The following is a 17,946-nucleotide window of genomic DNA, read 5'->3' as shown; positions in this document are numbered from 1 at the left end:
GGGGGTGCGCAGCGACTCACCACCCCACAAGGTCGATCCACGCCCCGAGGTCGCACGTCAGGCGAGGGAAGCCCGGTCCGCCCGACGGCGACAGGACCCAACAGTCTCACGCACAGCCAGCCTCACCCGAGGACGCTCCACGAGCAGAGATCACGGCGAGCGCGGCGAGGAGTCGAGCACCGCGAGACGGCCCCAGCCCCGAGTCAGTTGTCACCGGCGCCCGACTCCGGCGCCGCGACACCCGCCGGAGCGGCGCGGAGCATGGCCCTGTAGAGGGCGTCGTGCTCGGGCGAGGCGGGCAGCGGGCCGCGGGCCGGGGCCTCGAAGGACTGGACCAGCAGGGCGACGACGCGCCGCCAGGCGTCGGGGGCGGCGTCGCCGATGGCGTTGACGACACCGGCGTTGGCCATGTGCAGCAGCACCAGGTCGGAGGAGTCGAAGTCCTCGCGCAGCCGGCCCGTCGCCTTGGCCCGGTTGATGAGTTCGACCATGCCCTCGTAGGCCTCGTTGCGGCGCCGCTCCAGGGCCTTGGCAGTAGGGAAGGTCGTGGTGAGGACGTCGGCGAAGCCGCTGTCGGCGGCCTGCATCGCGCAGGCGGCCTCGATGTAGCCGACGAAACCGTGCCAGGGGTCGGGGTCGTCCAGGGCGACGGCGACCGCATCGGCGTAGGCGTCCATGCGGTCGAAGAAGACGGCGTCGACCAGCTCCTCCTTCGTGGGGAAGCGGCGGAACATGGTGGCGATCCCCACCCCCGCCTCGCGGGCCACGGAGGCCATCGAGGCTCCCAGGCCATCACGCGCGAACACTTCGCGCGCGGCGGCGATGATCCGCCCGCGGTTGCGCTCGGCGTCGCTGCGCAGGGGCTGGGCGTCGTCGGGATGGTGGGCGCCAGGGGTCATGCCGGGGAGTCTAGCAATCGGATTGCCCTATCCACTTTTAATGGTACGGTGACAGCCGCGAACCGGAAGACCCTATCCGGATCTTGATATGGATAGGGCTTTCCGGATTTCTGCTTCCTTCATTTTGAAAGGATCGCTGTGACCAGCATCGCCATCGTCGGAGCCGGGCCCCAGCTGGGCCTGGCCATCGCCCGTACCTTCGGCAGTCAGGGCCTCGATGTCGCCCTGATCTCCCGCAACCGCGACAAGCTCGACGGTCTCGTCGCCAAGCTCACCGCCGAGGGCATCAATGCCGCCGCGTTCCCCGCGGACGTCCTCGACCGCGACGCGCTCACCCAGGCCCTCAAGGACGCCGCCATGAAGTTCGGCAGCGTCGACGTACTGGAGTACTCCCCGGTCGCTGGCCTCGCCACTGCGCTGACCACCCCGGCCGAGGCCGAACCGGCACACATACAGCACGAGATCGAGTTCCAGCTCTACGGTGCCATCGCCGCCACCCGGGCGGTGCTGCCGACGATGCGGGAGGCCGGCGCGGGCACACTGCTCTACACCACCGGCGCGGGCTCCATCGACCCCGTGCCGCAGGTCGGCAACGTCAACGCGGCCGCCGCCGCGCTGCGCAACTGGGTGATCAACCTCCACAAGGAGCTGGACGGCACCGGCATCCAGGCCGCCCACGTCGGCATCGACGTGTCGATCGGCACGCCGGCCGTCCCCGGCTTCCCGACGGCCCAGCCCGAGGAGATCTCCCCCGTCTACTGGGAGCTGCACACCACCAAGCGCGACCAGGCCGAACTCGTCTTCAGCCTCTGACACCGCACCAGGCCCCCACCACCCTTCTTCGTCGGAGCCGGATCGCGTGACCGCGTTTCCCGCCGCGGCGGCGCGATCCGGCAGAGGGCTCCGGCCGCGCTCGCGGCTCCCGACGCCTTCGACGACCGCCTCCCGCGTTCATCACCGCCTGCCGGCACAACTCGCTCCCCTACAAAGACATCAACTACGCCCAGCGCCTCGCACCCGCTGATGTCCCCGCCGAACTCGCCCTCTGCACAGGGCTCCTGCACGGAGCCTCATCCCCGACTCAACGGCGGGCAGACGCGTACTCGCCGACATGCTCACGGCACTGCGCCGCGGCCTCGGTGGACACGTCGCACTTGCCCACACTTCGGCCGGTGCCCGCCAAGGAGAGTTCCACGGCCTGGCGGCCCGATGACATCGGCGGGGCTCCCCGGAGGGCCTCCCGAGGGCCACGCCCGAGCGACCGACCCTTCACCCGAGCATTCCCCCGACATCGAGCAGAACGAGGAGCCATGCCCAAGGCATACGTCTTCACCGAGTACGGCGGTCCCGAGACGCAGACCTTCATCGACCTGCCCAGGCCCGTTCCGGGGCCGGGTCAGCTTCTGGTCGCGGTGCACGCGGCCGGGGTGAACCCGGTGGACTGGAAGGTGCGCGCCGGCTACCTGGCGGAGGTGCTTCCTCTGACGCTGCCGGCAACCCTCGGCACGGAGATCTCCGGCGTCGTAGAAGGAATCGGCGACGGGGTCGAGGGATTCACCATCGGAGACGAGGTCTTCGGGGCCCTGCCGTTGACCGGCGGCTACGCCGAATACGCGCTGCTGCCCGCCCAGGCGGCGGCCCACAAGCCGGCCGCCGTGTCGTTCACGGACGCCGCGACCCTGTCGGTGTCGGCGGCCACCGCCCACCAGGGCATAGGCCGGCTGAACCTCAAGCCCGGTGCCACCCTTCTGGTGAACGGAGCCGGTGGTGGTATCGGCGTTGCCGCCGTGCAGATCGCCCGTGACCTGGACGCCACGGTGATCGGCACCGCCAGTCCGGGTAAGGCGGAGTTCGTTTCCTCCCTGGGAGCCACCCATGTCTCCTCCGGACAAGGAGTGGCTGACCGGGTCACGGCGGTCGCCCCGAACGGTGTGGACGCCATCTTCGATCTGGTCGGCGGCGACGCCCTGCACGCCGTCGCCGGTCTCGCCGCGGACAGGTCCAGGGTCATCACTGCTGCAGATCCGACGGCAGCGTCCGAGCTCGGCGGTGGCTACTTCCAAGTGACGCAGAACGGGGAGGCACTCTCCACCCTCGCCGGACTGGTCGCGTCCGGCGCGCTGGCCCCCCACGTCACAAAGGTCGTGCCCTTCGCTGAGGCAGCGACGGCTCTTGCCGCGGTCGAAGCCGGCCACGCTCTGGGGAAGACCGTCCTGAAAGTGCGCTAACGGACGCGGTGCAACCGGCCCACAGAGGCTCCGCGGCGTCCGTCGCAGAGTCGCATGCCGGTGGCAGAAAAAGCCCCCGGACCGCGCACCTCGCCGCACGTGCGGGACGGTGTCAGCATTCCGGTGACCCCACCCCGGCAGGCCGAGTGGATAGAGCTGTCCAAGTCGAGCCCGGTCGTACGACTCGTACGGCCTACTCCGCGGAGGTGGTCCCGGCGCTGAGGGCACGGCCGCACTCTCGCCGCCCGATCCACCACACCCCCTGACACTTCTGCGAAAGGACCGCTGTGACCAGCATGTCGTTCACCGATGCGGCACGCACGTGCCTCACCTCCAAGTTCGCCACGTTCTCCGGTCGCGCACGGCGCGCGGAGTACTGGTGGTTCTCGGTGCTCTACATGGGCGCCGCCGCCGTGATCGTCGGGGTCAGCTTCGCGATCGGGGTTCTGTTGCTCAGCGTCTTGCTGGTGCCCTTCATCGTCCCCATGCTGAGCGTCTCCGTCCGCCGGTTGCACGACACCGGTAGGTCCGGGTGGAGAATGCTCATCGCCCTGATCCCGGCCGTCGGCCCCGTCCTCTACCTCGTGGGCATGACGGTGGACAGCGCCTCGGGCGCCAACCAGTACGGCCCCTCCCCCAAGGCCGCCGACCAGCGCGCCGGCTGAGTCGGTCACGTAGTGCGACGGTAGGTCGCAGTCACCACCGGCAACGGTGCACGTGTCGGACTCGCCACGGCACGCCGATTCACCGAAGCCGGCACGTGACCGGCCGCGGGCAGCGGGCGTTGGAGGCCGCTGCGACGAAGGTGGACATGACCGCCGGAACCTCCGAAGCAGTCGAGCTCGAAGAAATCACTGACGAACACTTCGACAGTCAGCAACAACGTCAAAACCACGCTGCACACGGTCCGTAACTGGCAGCGCTGAAGCGGATGACCAAGTAGGGCAAGTGATCCGACGGGCGCCCTCCGGGCATGGACGGATGCGGGTCGGGAGGGCAGGCCGTACCTCGTCGGGACCGTCCATTTCGCGTTGGACGAGTCCAAGAGGGGACGGACCTACGTCGTGGGCGACGAGCTGTTCTTCAACCCGACCATTGACGACCTCGACGAGATCGAACGGCTGGCCGAAGCCTTGCGGTAGCGGTCTCCCGGGCAGCTTGCCCACCGGCTAATGGGCAAGCTGCCGTGGAACGGTCAGACGATTTCTGTCTGCCCGCAGTCGACCACCAGGTTGGCACCGTTGACGAACGAGGCGTCGTCGGAGGCGAGGAAGACGATCGCGGCAGCGATGTCCGATTCCAGACCGAGTCGCCCGGCAGGTATGAGGGGTATGACGGACTCGACCTGCTCGCGGTTCACCCCCGCGACCTCGTAGGCGGGTGTGTAGACCACGCCGGGGCTGGCCCGGGCCGACTACGGCCGAGCCGTCCGGCCCAGGGTGCCTTCTATGGGTGGCGGGCGCGCCGGAGGCGGCGGCAACACCGAACTACCGATTTACCTGTTCGTGGTGGGAGTGATGTTCTTGTTGTGGCGCAACAGGTTCTTCGGATCCCAGGCGGCCTTGATCTCGGTGAGGCGCCGGTACTTGGCCTCGCTTCCGTACACGCCGCGGCGCCACTCCTCGCCCTGGTCCTCGGTGAGGTTGATGTAGGAGTTGGGCAGGGTGTGCGGTCGCATGGCGGCCAAGGTGGCGTCGGCCCAGGCGTCCATGCGCGCGTCGTGCTCCGGCTCCGCCCACTGGCAACCTGCCTCCCAGAGCCAGGAGGCCCCGGCACGGGAGAAGGCGGTGGCGTCTTCGTCGACGTCCTCGGAGAACGCGCCGCCGAACGCCCACACGTTGCACACGGTGGCGGTGCCCGGCAGTTTCGGGGAAGCGCTCGCGCGTTCGATCAGTGCGGTGACCGTCTCCTCGGTGAGTGACGCGAGATAGCCGCCGCGCGCCCCGGCGCGCAGACCGTAGGGGAAGAGCGCGTCCAGCTGACTGTTCGTCTCCAGCCACGTGGCGCGCCGCACGGTGTTGAGCAACGGTGTTCCCAGCGCGGCGAGGTCCGCGATGGTCTTCTCCGCCTCCTCGGCGTCACCGGTGTGGACGGGGAGGAGGATCAGGATCAACCTGCCGTGCACTTCGTGGGGCAGGTCGGGCAGCGGCGGCGCGATGGTGAGCGAGGTCGCCAGGCCGAGTTCGCGCGGAGCGCCCGCCATGTAGCCGGACACCTGGTTGAGAACCGACGTGGCTTCCTCTCCGGGGAAGACGATCATGCCGGAACAGACGTCCGGGCCCAGCGGGTGGGCGCGGAACTCGAACGCGGTGACCACACCGAAGTTGCCGCCTCCTCCGCGCAGTGCCCAGAACAGGTCCGGGTTCTCCGTCTCGTCCGCGCGCACCTTCCGGCCGTCGACGGTGACCATCTCGCAGGCGATCAGGTTGTCGACGGTGGCGCCGAAGCGCCGATGGAGGTGACCGATGCCGCCGCCGAGGGTCAGTCCGGCGACACCGGTGCTGGTGACAGTGCCGGACGGCACCACCAGACCGTGTTCCTGGGTGGCCGCGTCCAGTTCGCCGAGGAGGACACCGGCCTGGGCTCGCACGGTGCGCGTGTCCGGGTCGACGGTGATCCCGCGCATGCCGGACAGGTCGAGGACGAAGGCGCCTCCCGGCATGGCGTGACCGTCGGAGCCGTGACCGCCGCCACGGACGGCGACCGGGAGGTCGCGTGCGGAGGCGTAACGCAGGGCGGTGGCGACGTCGTCCTCGTCCACGCACTGTGCGATCAAGGCGGGGACGGTGTCGCCGGCCCGGCCGTTGCAGATGACCCTGGCCTGGTCGAAGCCGTCGTCGCCCGGGCGCAGGACGGCGCCGCGGAAGGCGGCGGGGAAATCGTCGTGGACAGGGGGTGTGCTGATGGGGCTCATTCGTCTCTCCCTGGTGGTAGGCAGCCCGCGACCGCGGGCGGCGGTGAAACGGATCCGAGGTGCGCGGACGGGCCGGACTTCGGTACGGCGGCCCAGTGGCCGGCAGGGTTCGGCCACTGGGCCAGGCTTGTGCGGGTGTGGACGCAGATCGCCGGAGCGACCGGCGCAGAACGGGGTCGCTGGTCATCGGGTAGCAGGGGCGGCGAGGCCGAGGGCCTTGAACTCCTGCAGCTTTTCGTGGAGTTGGGTGTCGAACACGGTCGACGCCGGCGGCGACAACGGCTCGGAGGTGCGGTCGGCGATCTGGTCACCGGAGCAGCGGGAATGTGCCGCCAGGATGTGGAGACCGTCGGCGCTGATGATCGCGTGGATGTGCAGCGGGGCGGACCCCCGGCCCGGTCCAGTGGGCTGCCCTCCGGCACGCCGAGGCTCTCCAGCGCAAGTTGCCCTTGGGCACACGGTCGCGAGTTCCAGGGCCAAGGGTGCGCCCATGTCGGGAGGTCAGTCCTGAGCGGTCGCCGGCGTTGTTGGCGCTCCACAGATCGATCTCGGCACCCGAGATGGGTGTGCCGTCCTTGCAGCGCGCCCGTCCCGAGACGATGAGCGTCTATCCGGATCGGCGTGCGGCCGTGTGCGGTCCGAGCCAAGCCGCGGGTGTGACAGGGGCTGGCGGACATCGTCGTGCCTCCCGACCAGCCACACGTCGCACCCGTGCAGCCGGGCCGATGCGACCGGACGCTCACGCCGAAGCCGGGCGTGGCCGGCCAAAGGGCCGAAAGGGCCGGGGCACGGCAGTGGAAGGTCGACCGGAGCGTTCGCGTGGCGGTGGGGGGTCGGTGACACACGCAACTCCTCTGCTTCCGTGCGGGAACGGAAGTCGCTGTACGGTGTTCAGTAACTTGCTGAACACTGTATAGCGTGTGGCGTGATCTGAAAAGTCAGGAGCCGCTTTGAGTACTTCGAGCCGTCGGCATCACACTGGGAACGAGCAGACCGGAGCCCGGCACGGCCGGCAGGAAGAGTGGAGCAGAGCGAGATGAGCGCCCCAGAGCCCGACCTGGATGCCGAGAGGACGAGCCGGACTCGGGTCCCCAACCGCTGGGGAGAGGGCCAGCAGCTGCGCCAGGAAATTCTCGACGCCGCCGGACGCCTCCTCCAACAGGCCAACAGCCCGGACGAGATCTCCCTGCGGGGCATCGCCCGGGAGGCCGGAATCACCGCCGGGGCGGTCTACAGCCACTTCAAGGACAAGGCCGACTTGATGTGGACACTGCTCGACTCGGTCTATGCGACGCTGGCCGAGACGATGCGTGCCGCTCAGCAGGCCGCTCCCGCGGAGGATGCCTGGGCCGGGCTGCGCGCCGCGGTCGACACCTACTGTCGGCTGGCCACCGACGCTCCGCACCAGTACGACCTGCTCTTCCGCATCGGCCCCGGACTGCCGCCGCCCGAGGGCCTCCCCCACCACCCCATGGACCGGCTCCTCGACGCCTGGCGCACGGCCGTCACCCCCTACCTGGTCGCCACCGGCCGCGACCCGGACCGCAGTGAACTCGCCGCCAAGCTTCTGTGGAGCGGCCTGCACGGCCAGCTCGGCCTGTGGCGGAACGTGTCCCAAGCGGCCGGCGCCGCCGACCTCGACGAAGCGAGGGACGCTCTCCTCGTGGCGCTGTTCGGCCGTAGTTGACAGAACGGACCGTCAAACCGCGGCCGCGTCGTCAGGTGGGAGTGCCTGGCGAGGAATTCGACCCCTCGGACCTGGTACTGATCCACATGGCCAACGCCGGTGTCGTCAATGCCACCGGCGACGCCGCCCCCGACACCTGGCGGCGCGTCGTCGCCCGGATGATGCAGCCCCTCGATCGAGACCCCTGCCCGCCCCGCCCGAGCACGACGCTCTCTGCAAGTCCATGCTCCGCGCCAGCCCGGCCCGCAGTACCGCACGAAGCCCGAGAAGAACAGCTGAGCCCCACTCGACGCGGACGCAGTAGCAAGTGGTCGACACGGGCGTGGGAGTTCAGGGGCCGGCGCTGACGAGAGCGAGGGGCTGGCAGCGCAGACGGGAGTGACGGGCGCGCGTCCGCTACGGCGCGCACCCGCGCAGCACGAAGGCCACCATGTCCTCCAGGCCCCGTTCGATTCTGTCGGTGGGGACAGCTCCGGCGATCGCTAGGGGGCGTAGCCGTGCAGGGCGGCCACGACCGACAGGCCGATCTCGTCCGCCGGGCCCTGGCGGACCTCGCCCCTGCGCTGCCCCTCCTCGATCATCAGGTCGGCGAGAGCCGGCATCTGGACTGACAGGCGTGACCTTCCCCGAACAGCTGTCGCCGACGACAGAGAACAACCAGCGGGAAGCAGCAATCACAGCGAAGGTGCACGTCACGCACACTCCCCTCCGCGCGGCGGCGAGCTTGCCTGACGCACCGTCAACTCGCTGTGTTGGTGGCCCGCTGACCCCGACCGCGGTGTCTCCGTCGCCCCGCCGATCTGATCCCACCCCGACGCCTGGGGGCGCGGCGCCCACGCCAGCCGCCCTGACCACACAGCAGGCCATGCGACTCGGATCACACCGTGCGCATCCAGCACGAGAACATCTGACTCGTCAGATACCATCGAGTGACCCGCTCGCGCCCAGCGAGCCCCATTCTCGTACGAAGAGCGAAGAGCCCTGATGCGCACGCTCGAATTCACAGGTCCTCGGCCTGAACTTTCCGGTCGGCGGCACGAACAAGACCACCACCCTCGCCACCGGCGAGCAGGAGGCGATGCCGGTCAACGTCGGTCCCACCCGCGAACATCGCCGACTCGCCGCCAAGCTCCTCAATCCCGGCAAGAAGCTCACGACCGTGTTCGCCAGCCACGGCCACGGACGCCGGGGCGAGATGACATGGGGTTGATATGGGCCTGTTGAGCACGCCGTACCAGAACACCGGCTTCGCCGTTTCCCCTCCCGCTGTCCCGGCCGAGGCGGTCCGCCGCCCGTACTCCGGGAACATCGCTGCCCCCACGCAGAAAGGGTTACCCCAGTGACCAACCTCCCCAGTCGACGGCGCCTCCTTGCCACCGGAGCGGGCGCCGCAATCGGACTCGGCTCGCTCGGCACCACCGCGACCCCCGCCGCGGCCGCCCCGTCCACATCCGCACGCGGCGCCGGCGCCGAGGAGACCAGAAGCCTCGACGAGCTGTACCAGGCCGCCATCGCCGAAGGCGGCAAGCTCGTGATCTACGCGGGCGGCGACCTCGCCAACTCCGGCAGCGGCGCCGGCGCCCGGACCGCCTTCCGCCAGCGGTTCCCGCAGATCGACCTCAACCTCATCGTGGACTACAGCAAGTACCACGACGTCCGCGTGGACAACCAGTTCGCGACCGACACCCTGGTCCCCGACGTGGTGCAGTTGCAGACGCTGCACGACTTCACCCGCTGGAAGCGCCAGGGACGCCTGCTGCACTACAAGCCCGCCGGCTTCAGCAAGCTCCACAAGAAGTTCCGGGACCCGGACGGTGCCTGGGTGGCCGGCATGGTCATCGCCTTCAGCTACCTGTACGACGTGGCGGCGGCTGGGGCCCACGCGCCGCAGACGCCGCTGGACCTGGTCGACCCGCGCTGGAAGGGCGCCATCGCCTCCTCCTACCCGCACGACGACGACGCTGTGCTCTACCTCTTCGCCCTCTACGCGGAGACCTACGGCTGGGACTGGATGGCCGACTTCGCCGCCCAGCAACCGCAGTTCGCCCGCGGCTCCTTCTCCCCCGGCACCGCGGTCACCAACAAGGAGAAGATCATCGGCGTCGGCACGGGTGGCAGCCCGCTCATCACGACCCCGAACCGCTGGATGATGACCGACGGGCACCCGTTCATGGCATGGGGACAGCGGATCGCGATCCTGAAGCAGGCCGCCAACCCCACAGCGGCCAAGCTCTACCTCAACTGGCAGCTGTCCACCGAGCGTCAGACCTCCAACAGCTGGTCGGTACGCACCGACATCGCGCCGCCCACCGGCCTGAAGCCGATCTGGGAGTACCCGAACGCCAACGTGGACGGGTTCCCGCGCTTCATGGAGGACCGGTCCCAGGTCGAGCGGCTGAAGCAGACCTTCGCCCTCTACTTCGGCGAGGTCAAGGGCGACCCGACACCCGGGTGGCCCGGTCTGCACCCCGGCGCCTGACCCCCGACAGGCCCCGTACGGGTCGGCCCGAAGGATTCCGGGCCGTATAACAACGTCCTCGCATCCCCACCAGCCCTTCGGCGGGTGGGGATGCCCCCGTGCGGCCGCACAGGAGACGTCGCGTTGACTCCCACATGATTCCCGCTCGCACGAGGGGGGGGCGGGAGTGTCAGGGGTTCATCCGCCTACCTGACGGCGGTTACCCGGTGTCAGATGCACTCGATCCACATGGTGGCGGTCCACCAGGTGCCGCCCGGGTTCCCGACGAGACTGCCCTGGCTGTCGTAGACGTAGCGGCCGCCACAGACAGCGCTCGCGGTCGCCGCCGCAGCGTCGTTCGCCGCCTACGGCATCGGTCCGCTACCGGTCGCCGAGAAGGAGCCGACCGCACCGGCAGCTCCGCTCGCGCCCAGCAGAGTTGCCATGGACAGTCCACCCGCGACCAGCACCCCCGCGGGCGGCCACGATCAGTCGGTGGCCGGGGCGAGGATCGGGTGGGCTGTGCGCTGGGTGATCTTCCAGTGCCCGTTGTCGAGCCGGTAGTGGTCGTTCATCTCGAAGAGCTGTCCGGCATTCGCGGCCGGGTAGCGGGCGGGGCCCTCGCCGACGGGGGTGGGTCCGGCGTAGACGATCACGGAGACGGTGCCCTGGGCGGTCCCGTCCCCGATGCTGTGCACGTGCTGGCTGGTGACAAGGTGGCGGACCGTCATCTCGGGGCCGGAACGGGTGTTGAGCGCGGCTCGGATCTCGGCATGGCCTCGCAGCTTGCGTCCACGGACCTCGTACCGGGCGTCGGGGACGAGCAGTTCGAGCAGCTCGTCGTACTCGCGACGGTCGTAGTGGTGGAAGAAGGCCGTGTTCAGCCGGGCCAGGGACCAGGCCGTGGCGTCCTCGGGAGTCATGCCTTCCCCGCCTTCGGAGTGATGGTGTCGGGGCTGGTGCGGGTCTTGAGGACGAAGTCGAACTCCATGGTCCGGTAGGGGCCCTGGAAACCGTGTCCGGCGATGTCCTCGGGGTCCTCGTGCAAGCTGGTGTCCCCCTGCAGGGCCGGGTGAGCGATCTTCGCGCCGACGAAGTCGACGGGGATGACGGGGTCTCCCTTGAAGTAGGTCTCGCCGCGCCAGGGGGTGATCAGGTCGGGGTGGTGGACCTCGTAGTGGATGTGGGCCGGACGGTAGAGGCTGCGGCCGAGGGCGGCGGCGGCCTCGACGACCCTGTCGACCGCCATGGTGGTGGCATCGGCGTAGGCGACGGGGGTGATGGTGGTGAAGGTGAAGCGACCGTCCTCGTCGGTGAACAGGTGCCCGCGCAGGTTGTACTTGGGCTGTCCGTCGTCCCACAGACCGGAGTAGTTGCCGTTGTTGGCCGCGTGGTAGATGTCCAGCTTGGCGCCCGTGAGCGGCTGACCGTGGCCGTCCAGCACGCGGCCGGACACGACCAGCGGTATGCCGGGCTCGTCCGGCCGCATCGGCAGGGTGCCGGGGTTGTCGATACGCGGGGAGCCGGGGACGAAGGTGGGACTGTTGACATCCTCGGAGGGGGTGTAGCCGTCCTGGCCGCCCTGGAAGAGCTCGCCGTACAGAGGCATGGCGGCCAGCGCGAGGGGGACGCCGGTGGCCTGCTGCATCTGCTGCAGCACATCGGTGACGGCGTTGATGTCGTCGAAGGTCAGCCCCTCCTCGTCGCGGAGGCGGGCCAGGGCGTCCTTGAACGCCTCGACGAGACGTAAGGCACGAGGGTTGATCAGCGCCGAGTTGACGTAGGACGGGTCGGTGATCGTGGTCATTGCTGTCTGCTCCTTCGTGGTGGGGGGATCACTGAGGGCGGACATCAGCCGCCCGGGGTGTGAGGAGAGTCGGAGGGGCGCGGGTGTGCAAGCCGGTGGCAACGGTCTTTACGCCGCGGTCGCCTCGGGCGGCGCGGCGAACTCCCGGCGGACGACGGGGGCGACTTCGGTGGTGAGAAGTTTCGACGGGGTCGTCGGCTGTCGGCCCTGGGGCAGACCGCAGGGACCGCAGACGCCTCACTCCGTGGTCAGGGGCGCCGAGCCGGCCGTATGCCGGAGATACCGGGGCGGCAGGTGGAGGCCGCCGTGGCGGGACGGCTCCAGCTCATGGTTTCGCCAGCTCGGCCCGGATCTGAGGGAGCACCTTGGTACCGAGCAGTTCGATGCCGCGCAGGAAGTCGCGCTGTGGCATGCCGCCGACGTCCATCTGCAGGATCTGGCGGGTGTGGCCGAGGAGTCCGTGCAGGTGGAGGATGCGGTCGGCGATCTCGTCGGGGCTGCCGACGAAGACCATGCCGTCGGGGCCGTAGTTTGCGGCGCGGGAGGCGCGGGAGGGGGCGGGGCGGCCCAGTTCGGCCATGCCCTCGGCCATCATGCGGTGCTCGTACTCCAGGTAAGTCGACCGGGCCTTGTCGCCGGTGTCGGCGACAAACCCGTGCGCGGAGACCGCGATGTCGGCCCGCTCGGCGGGGTGACCGGCCTCGGCCCAGGCGGCGCGGTAGGCGTGCCCGTAGCGCGCCCAGTGCTCGGGAGTGCCGCCGAGGACGCCGAGGAACATCGGCAACCCGAGCTCGACGGCGCGGTAGACCGAATCCGGGCTGCCGCCGGTGCCCAGCCAGATCTTCAGCGGCTCCTCGGGGCGGGGGAAGACGGTGACGTTCTCCAGTGGCCGCCTGCGGTGCGGGCCGTGCCAGGTGACGTTCTCACCGGAGTTGACGGCCATCAGCAGGGCGAGTTTGGACGCGTAGAGCATGTCGTAGTCGTGCTCGTTGTGGTCGAACAGCGGGAACGTGATCGTCGACGATCCGCGTCCGGCGACCAGCTCGATGCGTCCGGGTGCCAGGGACGCGGCGGTCGCGAGCTGCTGGAAGACCCGGATCGGGTCATCGGTCGACAGGACGGTCACCGCGGTGCTGAGCTTGATCCGGCTGGTTGTGGCCGCGGCGGCGTTGACCACGGAGGTGGGTGAGGACAGCGGCATCGCCCGCATGTGGTGCTCGCCCACCCCGAAGAAGTCCAGACCCACCTCGTCGGCGAGCTTGATGGCCTCCAGCACATCGCGCAGGGCCTGGGCGGTGGGGCCGCGGCTGCCGTCGGGCAGGCGCGGGGTGTTGGCAAAGGAGTAGACGCCGAGTTCGAAGGTCATGGCGGGGTCCTGGCTTCAGTTGCTGATGGCGGGCAGGGCCCGTCGGTAGCGGGTGTCGGTGAGCTGGGAGATGAGGAACGCGGCGATGTCGGCGCGGCTCATGGCGGAGGCGACCTTGTCGTGGCCGAGGAAGCCGGAGCGGACACGGCCGGTGGCGGGCTTGTTCGTCGGGTTGCTGATACGGGCGATGGTGTAGTCGAGATCGGAGTCGGTGACGGCCGCGGTCATGCCCTTCAACTCGGCCAGCGCGTTGGGGAACATCAGCCTGGCCATGACGGGCAGCACCTTGTGCTTCCAGTGCGGCTTGTCCCGCGGATCGGCAAGTGAGGGCGTGGCCAGGCCGATGAACCGGGCCACCTTCTGCGCCTGCATGGCCTGCACGATGGTGCGGGTGCCGTCGGTCACCTGGGTGCCGGTCGTGGACCGTTTCAGGGACGGGCCGAGCGCGCTGATCACCGCGTCGGCGCCAGTGACGGCCTGCTCGACGGCAGCCCGGTCGGACAACTGCCCGGTGACAACCGTGAGATGGGAGTGGGTGAGGACAAGCTTGGCGGGGGTACGGACCAGGGCGGTGACCTGGTGGCCGTCGTCCAGCAGCTGTTGGACGACCAGGCGGCCGATGGCGCCGGTCGCGCCGAAGACGGTGACACGCATCAGGGATGCTTCCTCGCGGTGGTGATCGAAAGGGTGGAGGGTCAGAGGCTGTAGGGGCCGAAGCGTCCCCAGGCCACCAGGGCGGCCAGGATCAGCAGGACGGCGTTGAAGCCGATGGCGCTGGGTTCCTTGCGGCGAGCGTGGGTGATCGCGGCCAGCACCATCACCACGACCAGGCCGGTCGCGGCCAGTGGGGTCAGCACGGGGGCTATGTCGGTGGCCGCGGGCAGAATCAGCCCGAGGGCGGCGGCGAACTCCACGATGCCGATGAAGCGGACGGTGCCCTGGGAGAAGTCGGCCGTCCAGGGCAGCTGGCCGACCAGCTTGTCCTTGGGCTGCGTGGACTTCATCACGCCGGCCATGGCGAACATGGCGGCCAGCACGGCCTGGACGATCCACAAGAAGACGTTCACGTACGGTCCTTGACAGAGGGGACGGGATGGGGAGAGAGCGGATGCCCCCTCCCCATGAGCGGGGTGGGCCCGACCGGTCAGGCGGTGAAGACGGCCTCGGAGCGATCACGGTCTTCGTGCAGGTCCCAGTACAGGGGGGCGATCTGCTCGGGCGTGGCCGTAGGAATGCCCTCCGGGCCGCCCCCGCCGATCCACACGCTGATCGCCACGTGCGCGGCGTGCACGCCGCTGCCTGCCAGCTCCTTGTCCAGGTTGATGACCCAGTTGCGCAGGGCTGCCGCGGCCGCATTGACGTTGCCGAGCATGGGAATGGGATCCACCGACCCGCCGCCGGTGGTGAACAGAAGGGTCCCGGCGCCCGCCTCCCGCATCGCGGGCAGGACTGCCTGGGCCGCCGTGACGGCGCCGTAGAAGAGGTACTCGATCTGCGGCTGCAGATTGTCCACCGTGACCTCCGAAGGAGTGGCCAGGGCGTGACCGGGCACCGGGGAGTGCGGCGCCGGCGAGTACTCCAGTACGTCGATACCGCCGAAGCGGTCCTTCACGGCGTCCAGGGCGTCCGTCAGTGAGGCGCGGTCGAGGACGTCGGCGGGAAACGCCTCGGCCGTGATGCCTTCCTGGCCGAGCTGGTCGACCAGCGTTTCCAGCTTCTCCTTGGTGCGGGCGATCAAAGCGACGTCGAAGCCGCGGCTGCCGAAGGTGCGGGCGATGGCCAGGCCCATACCGGGGCCGGCGCCGACGATGGCAAGAGTGGGCACAGTCAGATCTCTTTCCGTGAAGCGATGAATGTCAGGAGCAGGAGACGGCGATCTTGCCCGGGGTCCCGGCGCCGAAGGCGGCGAAGGCCTCCGTGGCCTGCTCCAGCGGGTAGGTGGCCGTGACCGGCACACGCAGCGCACCGGAGGCGACCTGCTCGGCCAGGGAGGTCAGGATCCGGGCGTCGGGGTTGGCCATGATCGTGTGGACGGTGACGTCGTGACCCTTGACGTCGTCCTGGGTCAGGCCGGTGGTAGAGGCGAGCTGTCCGCCCGGCCGCAGCAGAGCGGCCAGCTGGGCGCCGTCGCCCGCCAGGTGCAGCACCGCGTCCACCCCCTCCGGGGCGATCGCGCGAACCTGCCCCTCCAGGTCACCGGTGAAGTCGACCACGTGCACCTCCGCGCCGGTCAGGCCGGTGACGAAGTCGGTCTGCGCGCCGGGGCGGGCGGTCGCGATCACCTTCGCACCACGGGCGGCGGCGAGCTGCACGGCCAGTGAACCCACCCCGCCGGAGGCCCCGACGATCAGCACCGTCTCGCCCTCGGACAGGGCCACCGCGTCCAGGCTCACCACGGCAGTGGCCCCGGCCACGCCCAGCGCGCCCGCGTCCCCCGCGTTCACGCCCGCGGGGATGCGGGCGACGCCGTGCGCGGCGGGCACGGTGACGTACTCGGCAAGCGACCCGGCGCCCAGGTACGGCTTCAGCGCGACGCCGAAGACCGCGTCGCCGACCACGAAGCCCTCCACGCCCTCGCCGAGCGCCTCGACGGAGCCCGCGAAGTCCTGGCCGAGGACCAGCGGGAACCGGTGCTCCATAAACGCCTGCGTGTAGCCGGCGGCGGTGGCAAGGTCGATGCCGTTCAACGAGGCGGCGGCCACCTTGACCAGCAGTTCGCCGGCCTCCGGGCGAGGCGTGTCCACCTCGGTCACGGCCGGGGTCGAAGGGACGGATTCGAGCGTGACAGCGCGCATGGCAGCACCCTTTCAATAACTGGGACAGGCTTCCCACTTTCACTACCACCCACCGTACAGCAGAACCGGCCCGCCCGTTCCACTTGGGTAGAGTGGGCGCATGACCTCCCCGCCTTCCGACCAGACGCCGTGCCAGCAGCCCTGTACGGGACTGCGCGCCGACGCGGAGCGCAACCGCGACCGCATCCTGGCCGCCGCCCGCCGCCTCTACGCCACTGAAGGGCTCGGAGTCTCCATGGCCTCCGTCGCCCGCGAGGCCGGCGTCGGCAAGGCCACGCTCGGCCGCCGCTTCGCCACGCGGGAGGAACTCGTCAACGCGGTCTTCACCGACCGCATGGATGCCTACGTCGACGCCGTCGACGAGGCGCTCGCCGACCCCGACCCCTGGCACGGCTTCATCGGCTACCTCCACGCCGTCTGCGCCATGCAAGCTGCCGACCGCGGCTTCGCCGACGTCCTGACCATGACCTTCCCCGCCGCCAAGACCCTGGAGGCCTGCCGCGCCGAGGCGTACGACCGGCTGCTCGAACTCATCACACGCGCCAAGAACACCGGGCACCTGCGCGACGACTTCACCCACCAGGACGTCGTCATCCTGCTCATCGCCAACGCCGGCGTCGTCACCGCCACCGGCGACTCCGCCCCCGACACCTGGCGCCGCCTCGTCGGCCACATGCTCCGCTCCTACGCCGCTCCCGGCGCACCTATACCCCCACTACCCGAAGCCCCGAGGCCCACTGCCCTCTACCGCGCCATGGTCCGCCTCTCACAAACCGGCCCGGGCACCGCCCAGGGCGGCGGCCTTGGCCGGTAGTACGCATTCACGCCGTGGCCGAGTCTGCCGACAGCGAGGGACCGTCCCGTGTCCGCCGGCACGCAGGCGATGGCGATGCGGGTGCGGAGACGACCATGGCCTGGCGATATGGCGATTGCCGGCAAGGAGGGCGCCGACTGGGGCACGGGCCGGCGCGGAGTCCTCTCCGACGGCGGTGGCGAACTCGCGCTCCTGGAGCCATACATGGGCCATGCTGTACGACCCTTCGCCCAGCTTTCCCGCGCCGTTGCGCCCAGACCCGGGCGGTTGGAGTCGACCATTGGCCGTGTCACGTCTGCGCTTCCCGCCGCGCCATCCCGAAGTCGACGTACCGTCGTTGCCGCCTCCGCACACGACGACGTTGCAGTGCTGCCCTGGTCAACACTGGCCGGGATCTGCCGGACGGCGCGGCCGGGGGCGTCGACGAGCCCAGACACGCAGGGTCGGCGTCGGGAAGCCAACCGGTGACGCCGGCGGAACCGGCACTCCGTGCCGATGCACGAGGTACCGCCCCGGGCCACGGCCTTCCCTCCTCTGCCGGGAGGACGGCCGTGGCCTGGGTGCCGCCGCGATCCGCGTCAGGCTCCCGGGGGCAGCCCGAGTCAGCCGGGTGACGGGTCGCCATTGACCTCTCCGAAGTGCAGGGCGAAGGTCTGCTTCCATGCGGTCGCGGCTCTTCGCCCGTGGGGGCGATCAGTCCGTGGCTGGGGCGAGGATCGGGTGGGCTGCGTGGTAGGTGATCTTCCAGTGTCCGTTGTCGAGCCCGTAGTGGTCGTTCAGTTCGACGATGAGTGCGGTCTCGCGACCGGATACAGGGCGGGGCCTTTGCGGACGGGGGTGGGTCCGCCGTAGCCGAGCAGGGAGACGGTGCCCTGGGCGGTCGTGTCCCCGACGGTGTGGAAGAGCTGACTGGTGATGAGGTGACGCGCCGTCAGTTCGGCACCGGTCCCCTTCGGCGATCGGGCGCTTGATGTCCAG

The 17,946-nt window shown here is 69.8% G+C and carries 19 protein-coding genes; 6 read left to right on the top strand and 13 right to left on the bottom strand.

Features of this window, described 5'->3' with window-relative positions:
- Positions 1 to 203 precede the first annotated feature (203 nt).
- A complete protein-coding gene (locus OHT76_RS38085) occupies positions 204 to 899 on the bottom strand; it encodes a TetR/AcrR family transcriptional regulator (RefSeq protein ID WP_328875432.1) in 696 nt (231 codons plus the stop codon).
- A gap of 138 nt (positions 900 to 1,037) precedes the next feature.
- Here OHT76_RS38085 and OHT76_RS38080 point away from each other — a divergent pair, with 138 nt between their 5' ends.
- Complete coding sequence (locus OHT76_RS38080) at positions 1,038 to 1,712, top strand: SDR family NAD(P)-dependent oxidoreductase (RefSeq protein ID WP_328875431.1); 675 nt, start codon at positions 1,038 to 1,040, stop codon at positions 1,710 to 1,712.
- Between the two features lie 268 nt (positions 1,713 to 1,980).
- On the opposite strand, the gene OHT76_RS38075 is transcribed toward OHT76_RS38080, so the two are convergent.
- The gene (locus tag OHT76_RS38075; protein ID WP_328875430.1) at positions 1,981 to 2,115 is read right to left on the bottom strand and encodes a hypothetical protein; all 135 of its coding nucleotides are present in this window, start codon (positions 2,113 to 2,115) and stop codon (positions 1,981 to 1,983) included.
- Between the two features lie 94 nt (positions 2,116 to 2,209).
- Between OHT76_RS38075 and OHT76_RS38070 the strand changes: the two genes are divergently transcribed.
- Together OHT76_RS38070 and OHT76_RS38065 are read left to right on the top strand one after the other, a co-directional pair.
- Positions 2,210 to 3,127, top strand: a complete 918-nt coding sequence (locus OHT76_RS38070; RefSeq protein WP_328875429.1) for an NADP-dependent oxidoreductase — start codon at positions 2,210 to 2,212, stop codon at positions 3,125 to 3,127.
- A gap of 296 nt (positions 3,128 to 3,423) precedes the next feature.
- A complete protein-coding gene (locus OHT76_RS38065; RefSeq protein ID WP_328876723.1) occupies positions 3,424 to 3,792 on the top strand; it encodes a DUF805 domain-containing protein in 369 nt (122 codons plus the stop codon).
- 530 nt (positions 3,793 to 4,322) lie between these two features.
- Here the strand turns inward: OHT76_RS38065 and OHT76_RS38060 are convergent.
- The 3 genes from OHT76_RS38060 to OHT76_RS38050 form a co-directional block, all read right to left on the bottom strand.
- Entirely contained in the window at positions 4,323 to 4,520 is a 198-nt protein-coding gene (locus OHT76_RS38060; protein WP_328875428.1) for an SDR family oxidoreductase, read from the bottom strand.
- 102 nt (positions 4,521 to 4,622) lie between these two features.
- Complete coding sequence (locus tag OHT76_RS38055) at positions 4,623 to 6,041, bottom strand: FAD-binding oxidoreductase (protein WP_328875427.1); 1,419 nt, start codon at positions 6,039 to 6,041, stop codon at positions 4,623 to 4,625.
- Positions 6,042 to 6,224: 183 nt separating this feature from the next.
- A complete protein-coding gene (locus OHT76_RS38050) occupies positions 6,225 to 6,533 on the bottom strand; it encodes a hypothetical protein (protein WP_328875426.1) in 309 nt (102 codons plus the stop codon).
- Between the two features lie 544 nt (positions 6,534 to 7,077).
- On the opposite strand from OHT76_RS38050, the gene OHT76_RS38045 reads away from it, so the two are divergent.
- On the top strand, positions 7,078 to 7,728 hold the full coding sequence (locus tag OHT76_RS38045; protein WP_328875425.1) for a TetR/AcrR family transcriptional regulator: 651 nt from the start codon (positions 7,078 to 7,080) through the stop codon (positions 7,726 to 7,728).
- A 1,000-nt stretch (positions 7,729 to 8,728) separates the two neighbouring features.
- Here OHT76_RS38045 and OHT76_RS38040 read toward each other — a convergent pair.
- Positions 8,729 to 9,037, bottom strand: a complete 309-nt coding sequence (locus tag OHT76_RS38040) for a hypothetical protein (protein WP_328875424.1) — start codon at positions 9,035 to 9,037, stop codon at positions 8,729 to 8,731.
- Positions 9,038 to 9,067: 30 nt separating this feature from the next.
- Between OHT76_RS38040 and OHT76_RS38035 the strand changes: the two genes are divergently transcribed.
- Positions 9,068 to 10,207, top strand: coding sequence for an ABC transporter substrate-binding protein (locus OHT76_RS38035; RefSeq protein ID WP_328875423.1), 1,140 nt, complete (start codon positions 9,068 to 9,070; stop codon positions 10,205 to 10,207).
- A 467-nt stretch (positions 10,208 to 10,674) separates the two neighbouring features.
- Here OHT76_RS38035 and OHT76_RS38030 read toward each other — a convergent pair whose 3' ends face one another.
- From OHT76_RS38030 to OHT76_RS38000, 7 genes are all read right to left on the bottom strand, one after another.
- Positions 10,675 to 11,109: a nuclear transport factor 2 family protein gene (locus OHT76_RS38030; RefSeq protein ID WP_328875422.1), complete on the bottom strand. Its 435-nt coding sequence runs from the start codon at positions 11,107 to 11,109 to the stop codon at positions 10,675 to 10,677.
- Positions 11,106 to 11,993, bottom strand: a complete 888-nt coding sequence (locus tag OHT76_RS38025; RefSeq protein ID WP_328875421.1) for a dioxygenase family protein — start codon at positions 11,991 to 11,993, stop codon at positions 11,106 to 11,108. The genes OHT76_RS38030 and OHT76_RS38025 overlap by 4 nt, the downstream gene beginning before the upstream one ends.
- Before the next feature lie 325 nt (positions 11,994 to 12,318).
- A complete protein-coding gene (locus OHT76_RS38020; RefSeq protein WP_328875420.1) occupies positions 12,319 to 13,359 on the bottom strand; it encodes an LLM class flavin-dependent oxidoreductase in 1,041 nt (346 codons plus the stop codon).
- A gap of 15 nt (positions 13,360 to 13,374) precedes the next feature.
- A complete protein-coding gene (locus OHT76_RS38015) occupies positions 13,375 to 14,013 on the bottom strand; it encodes an NAD(P)-dependent oxidoreductase (protein ID WP_328875419.1) in 639 nt (212 codons plus the stop codon).
- Between the two features lie 41 nt (positions 14,014 to 14,054).
- Positions 14,055 to 14,426, bottom strand: a complete 372-nt coding sequence (locus tag OHT76_RS38010) for a DoxX family protein (protein ID WP_328875418.1) — start codon at positions 14,424 to 14,426, stop codon at positions 14,055 to 14,057.
- A gap of 77 nt (positions 14,427 to 14,503) precedes the next feature.
- On the bottom strand, positions 14,504 to 15,184 hold the full coding sequence (locus OHT76_RS38005; protein WP_328875417.1) for an SDR family NAD(P)-dependent oxidoreductase: 681 nt from the start codon (positions 15,182 to 15,184) through the stop codon (positions 14,504 to 14,506).
- Positions 15,185 to 15,215: 31 nt separating this feature from the next.
- Entirely contained in the window at positions 15,216 to 16,154 is a 939-nt protein-coding gene (locus OHT76_RS38000) for an NADP-dependent oxidoreductase (protein ID WP_328875416.1), read from the bottom strand.
- Positions 16,155 to 16,254: 100 nt separating this feature from the next.
- On the opposite strand from OHT76_RS38000, the gene OHT76_RS37995 reads away from it, so the two are divergent.
- On the top strand, positions 16,255 to 16,968 hold the full coding sequence (locus tag OHT76_RS37995) for a TetR/AcrR family transcriptional regulator (protein ID WP_328875415.1): 714 nt from the start codon (positions 16,255 to 16,257) through the stop codon (positions 16,966 to 16,968).
- Positions 16,969 to 17,946: the final 978 nt, after the last annotated feature.

Origin of the sequence: Streptomyces sp. NBC_00287 (assembly GCF_036173105.1) — a bacterium.
In the GTDB taxonomy this organism is placed as follows: Bacteria; Actinomycetota; Actinomycetes; order Streptomycetales; family Streptomycetaceae; genus Streptomyces.
This window is presented reverse-complemented; position numbering and strand designations above follow the sequence as displayed.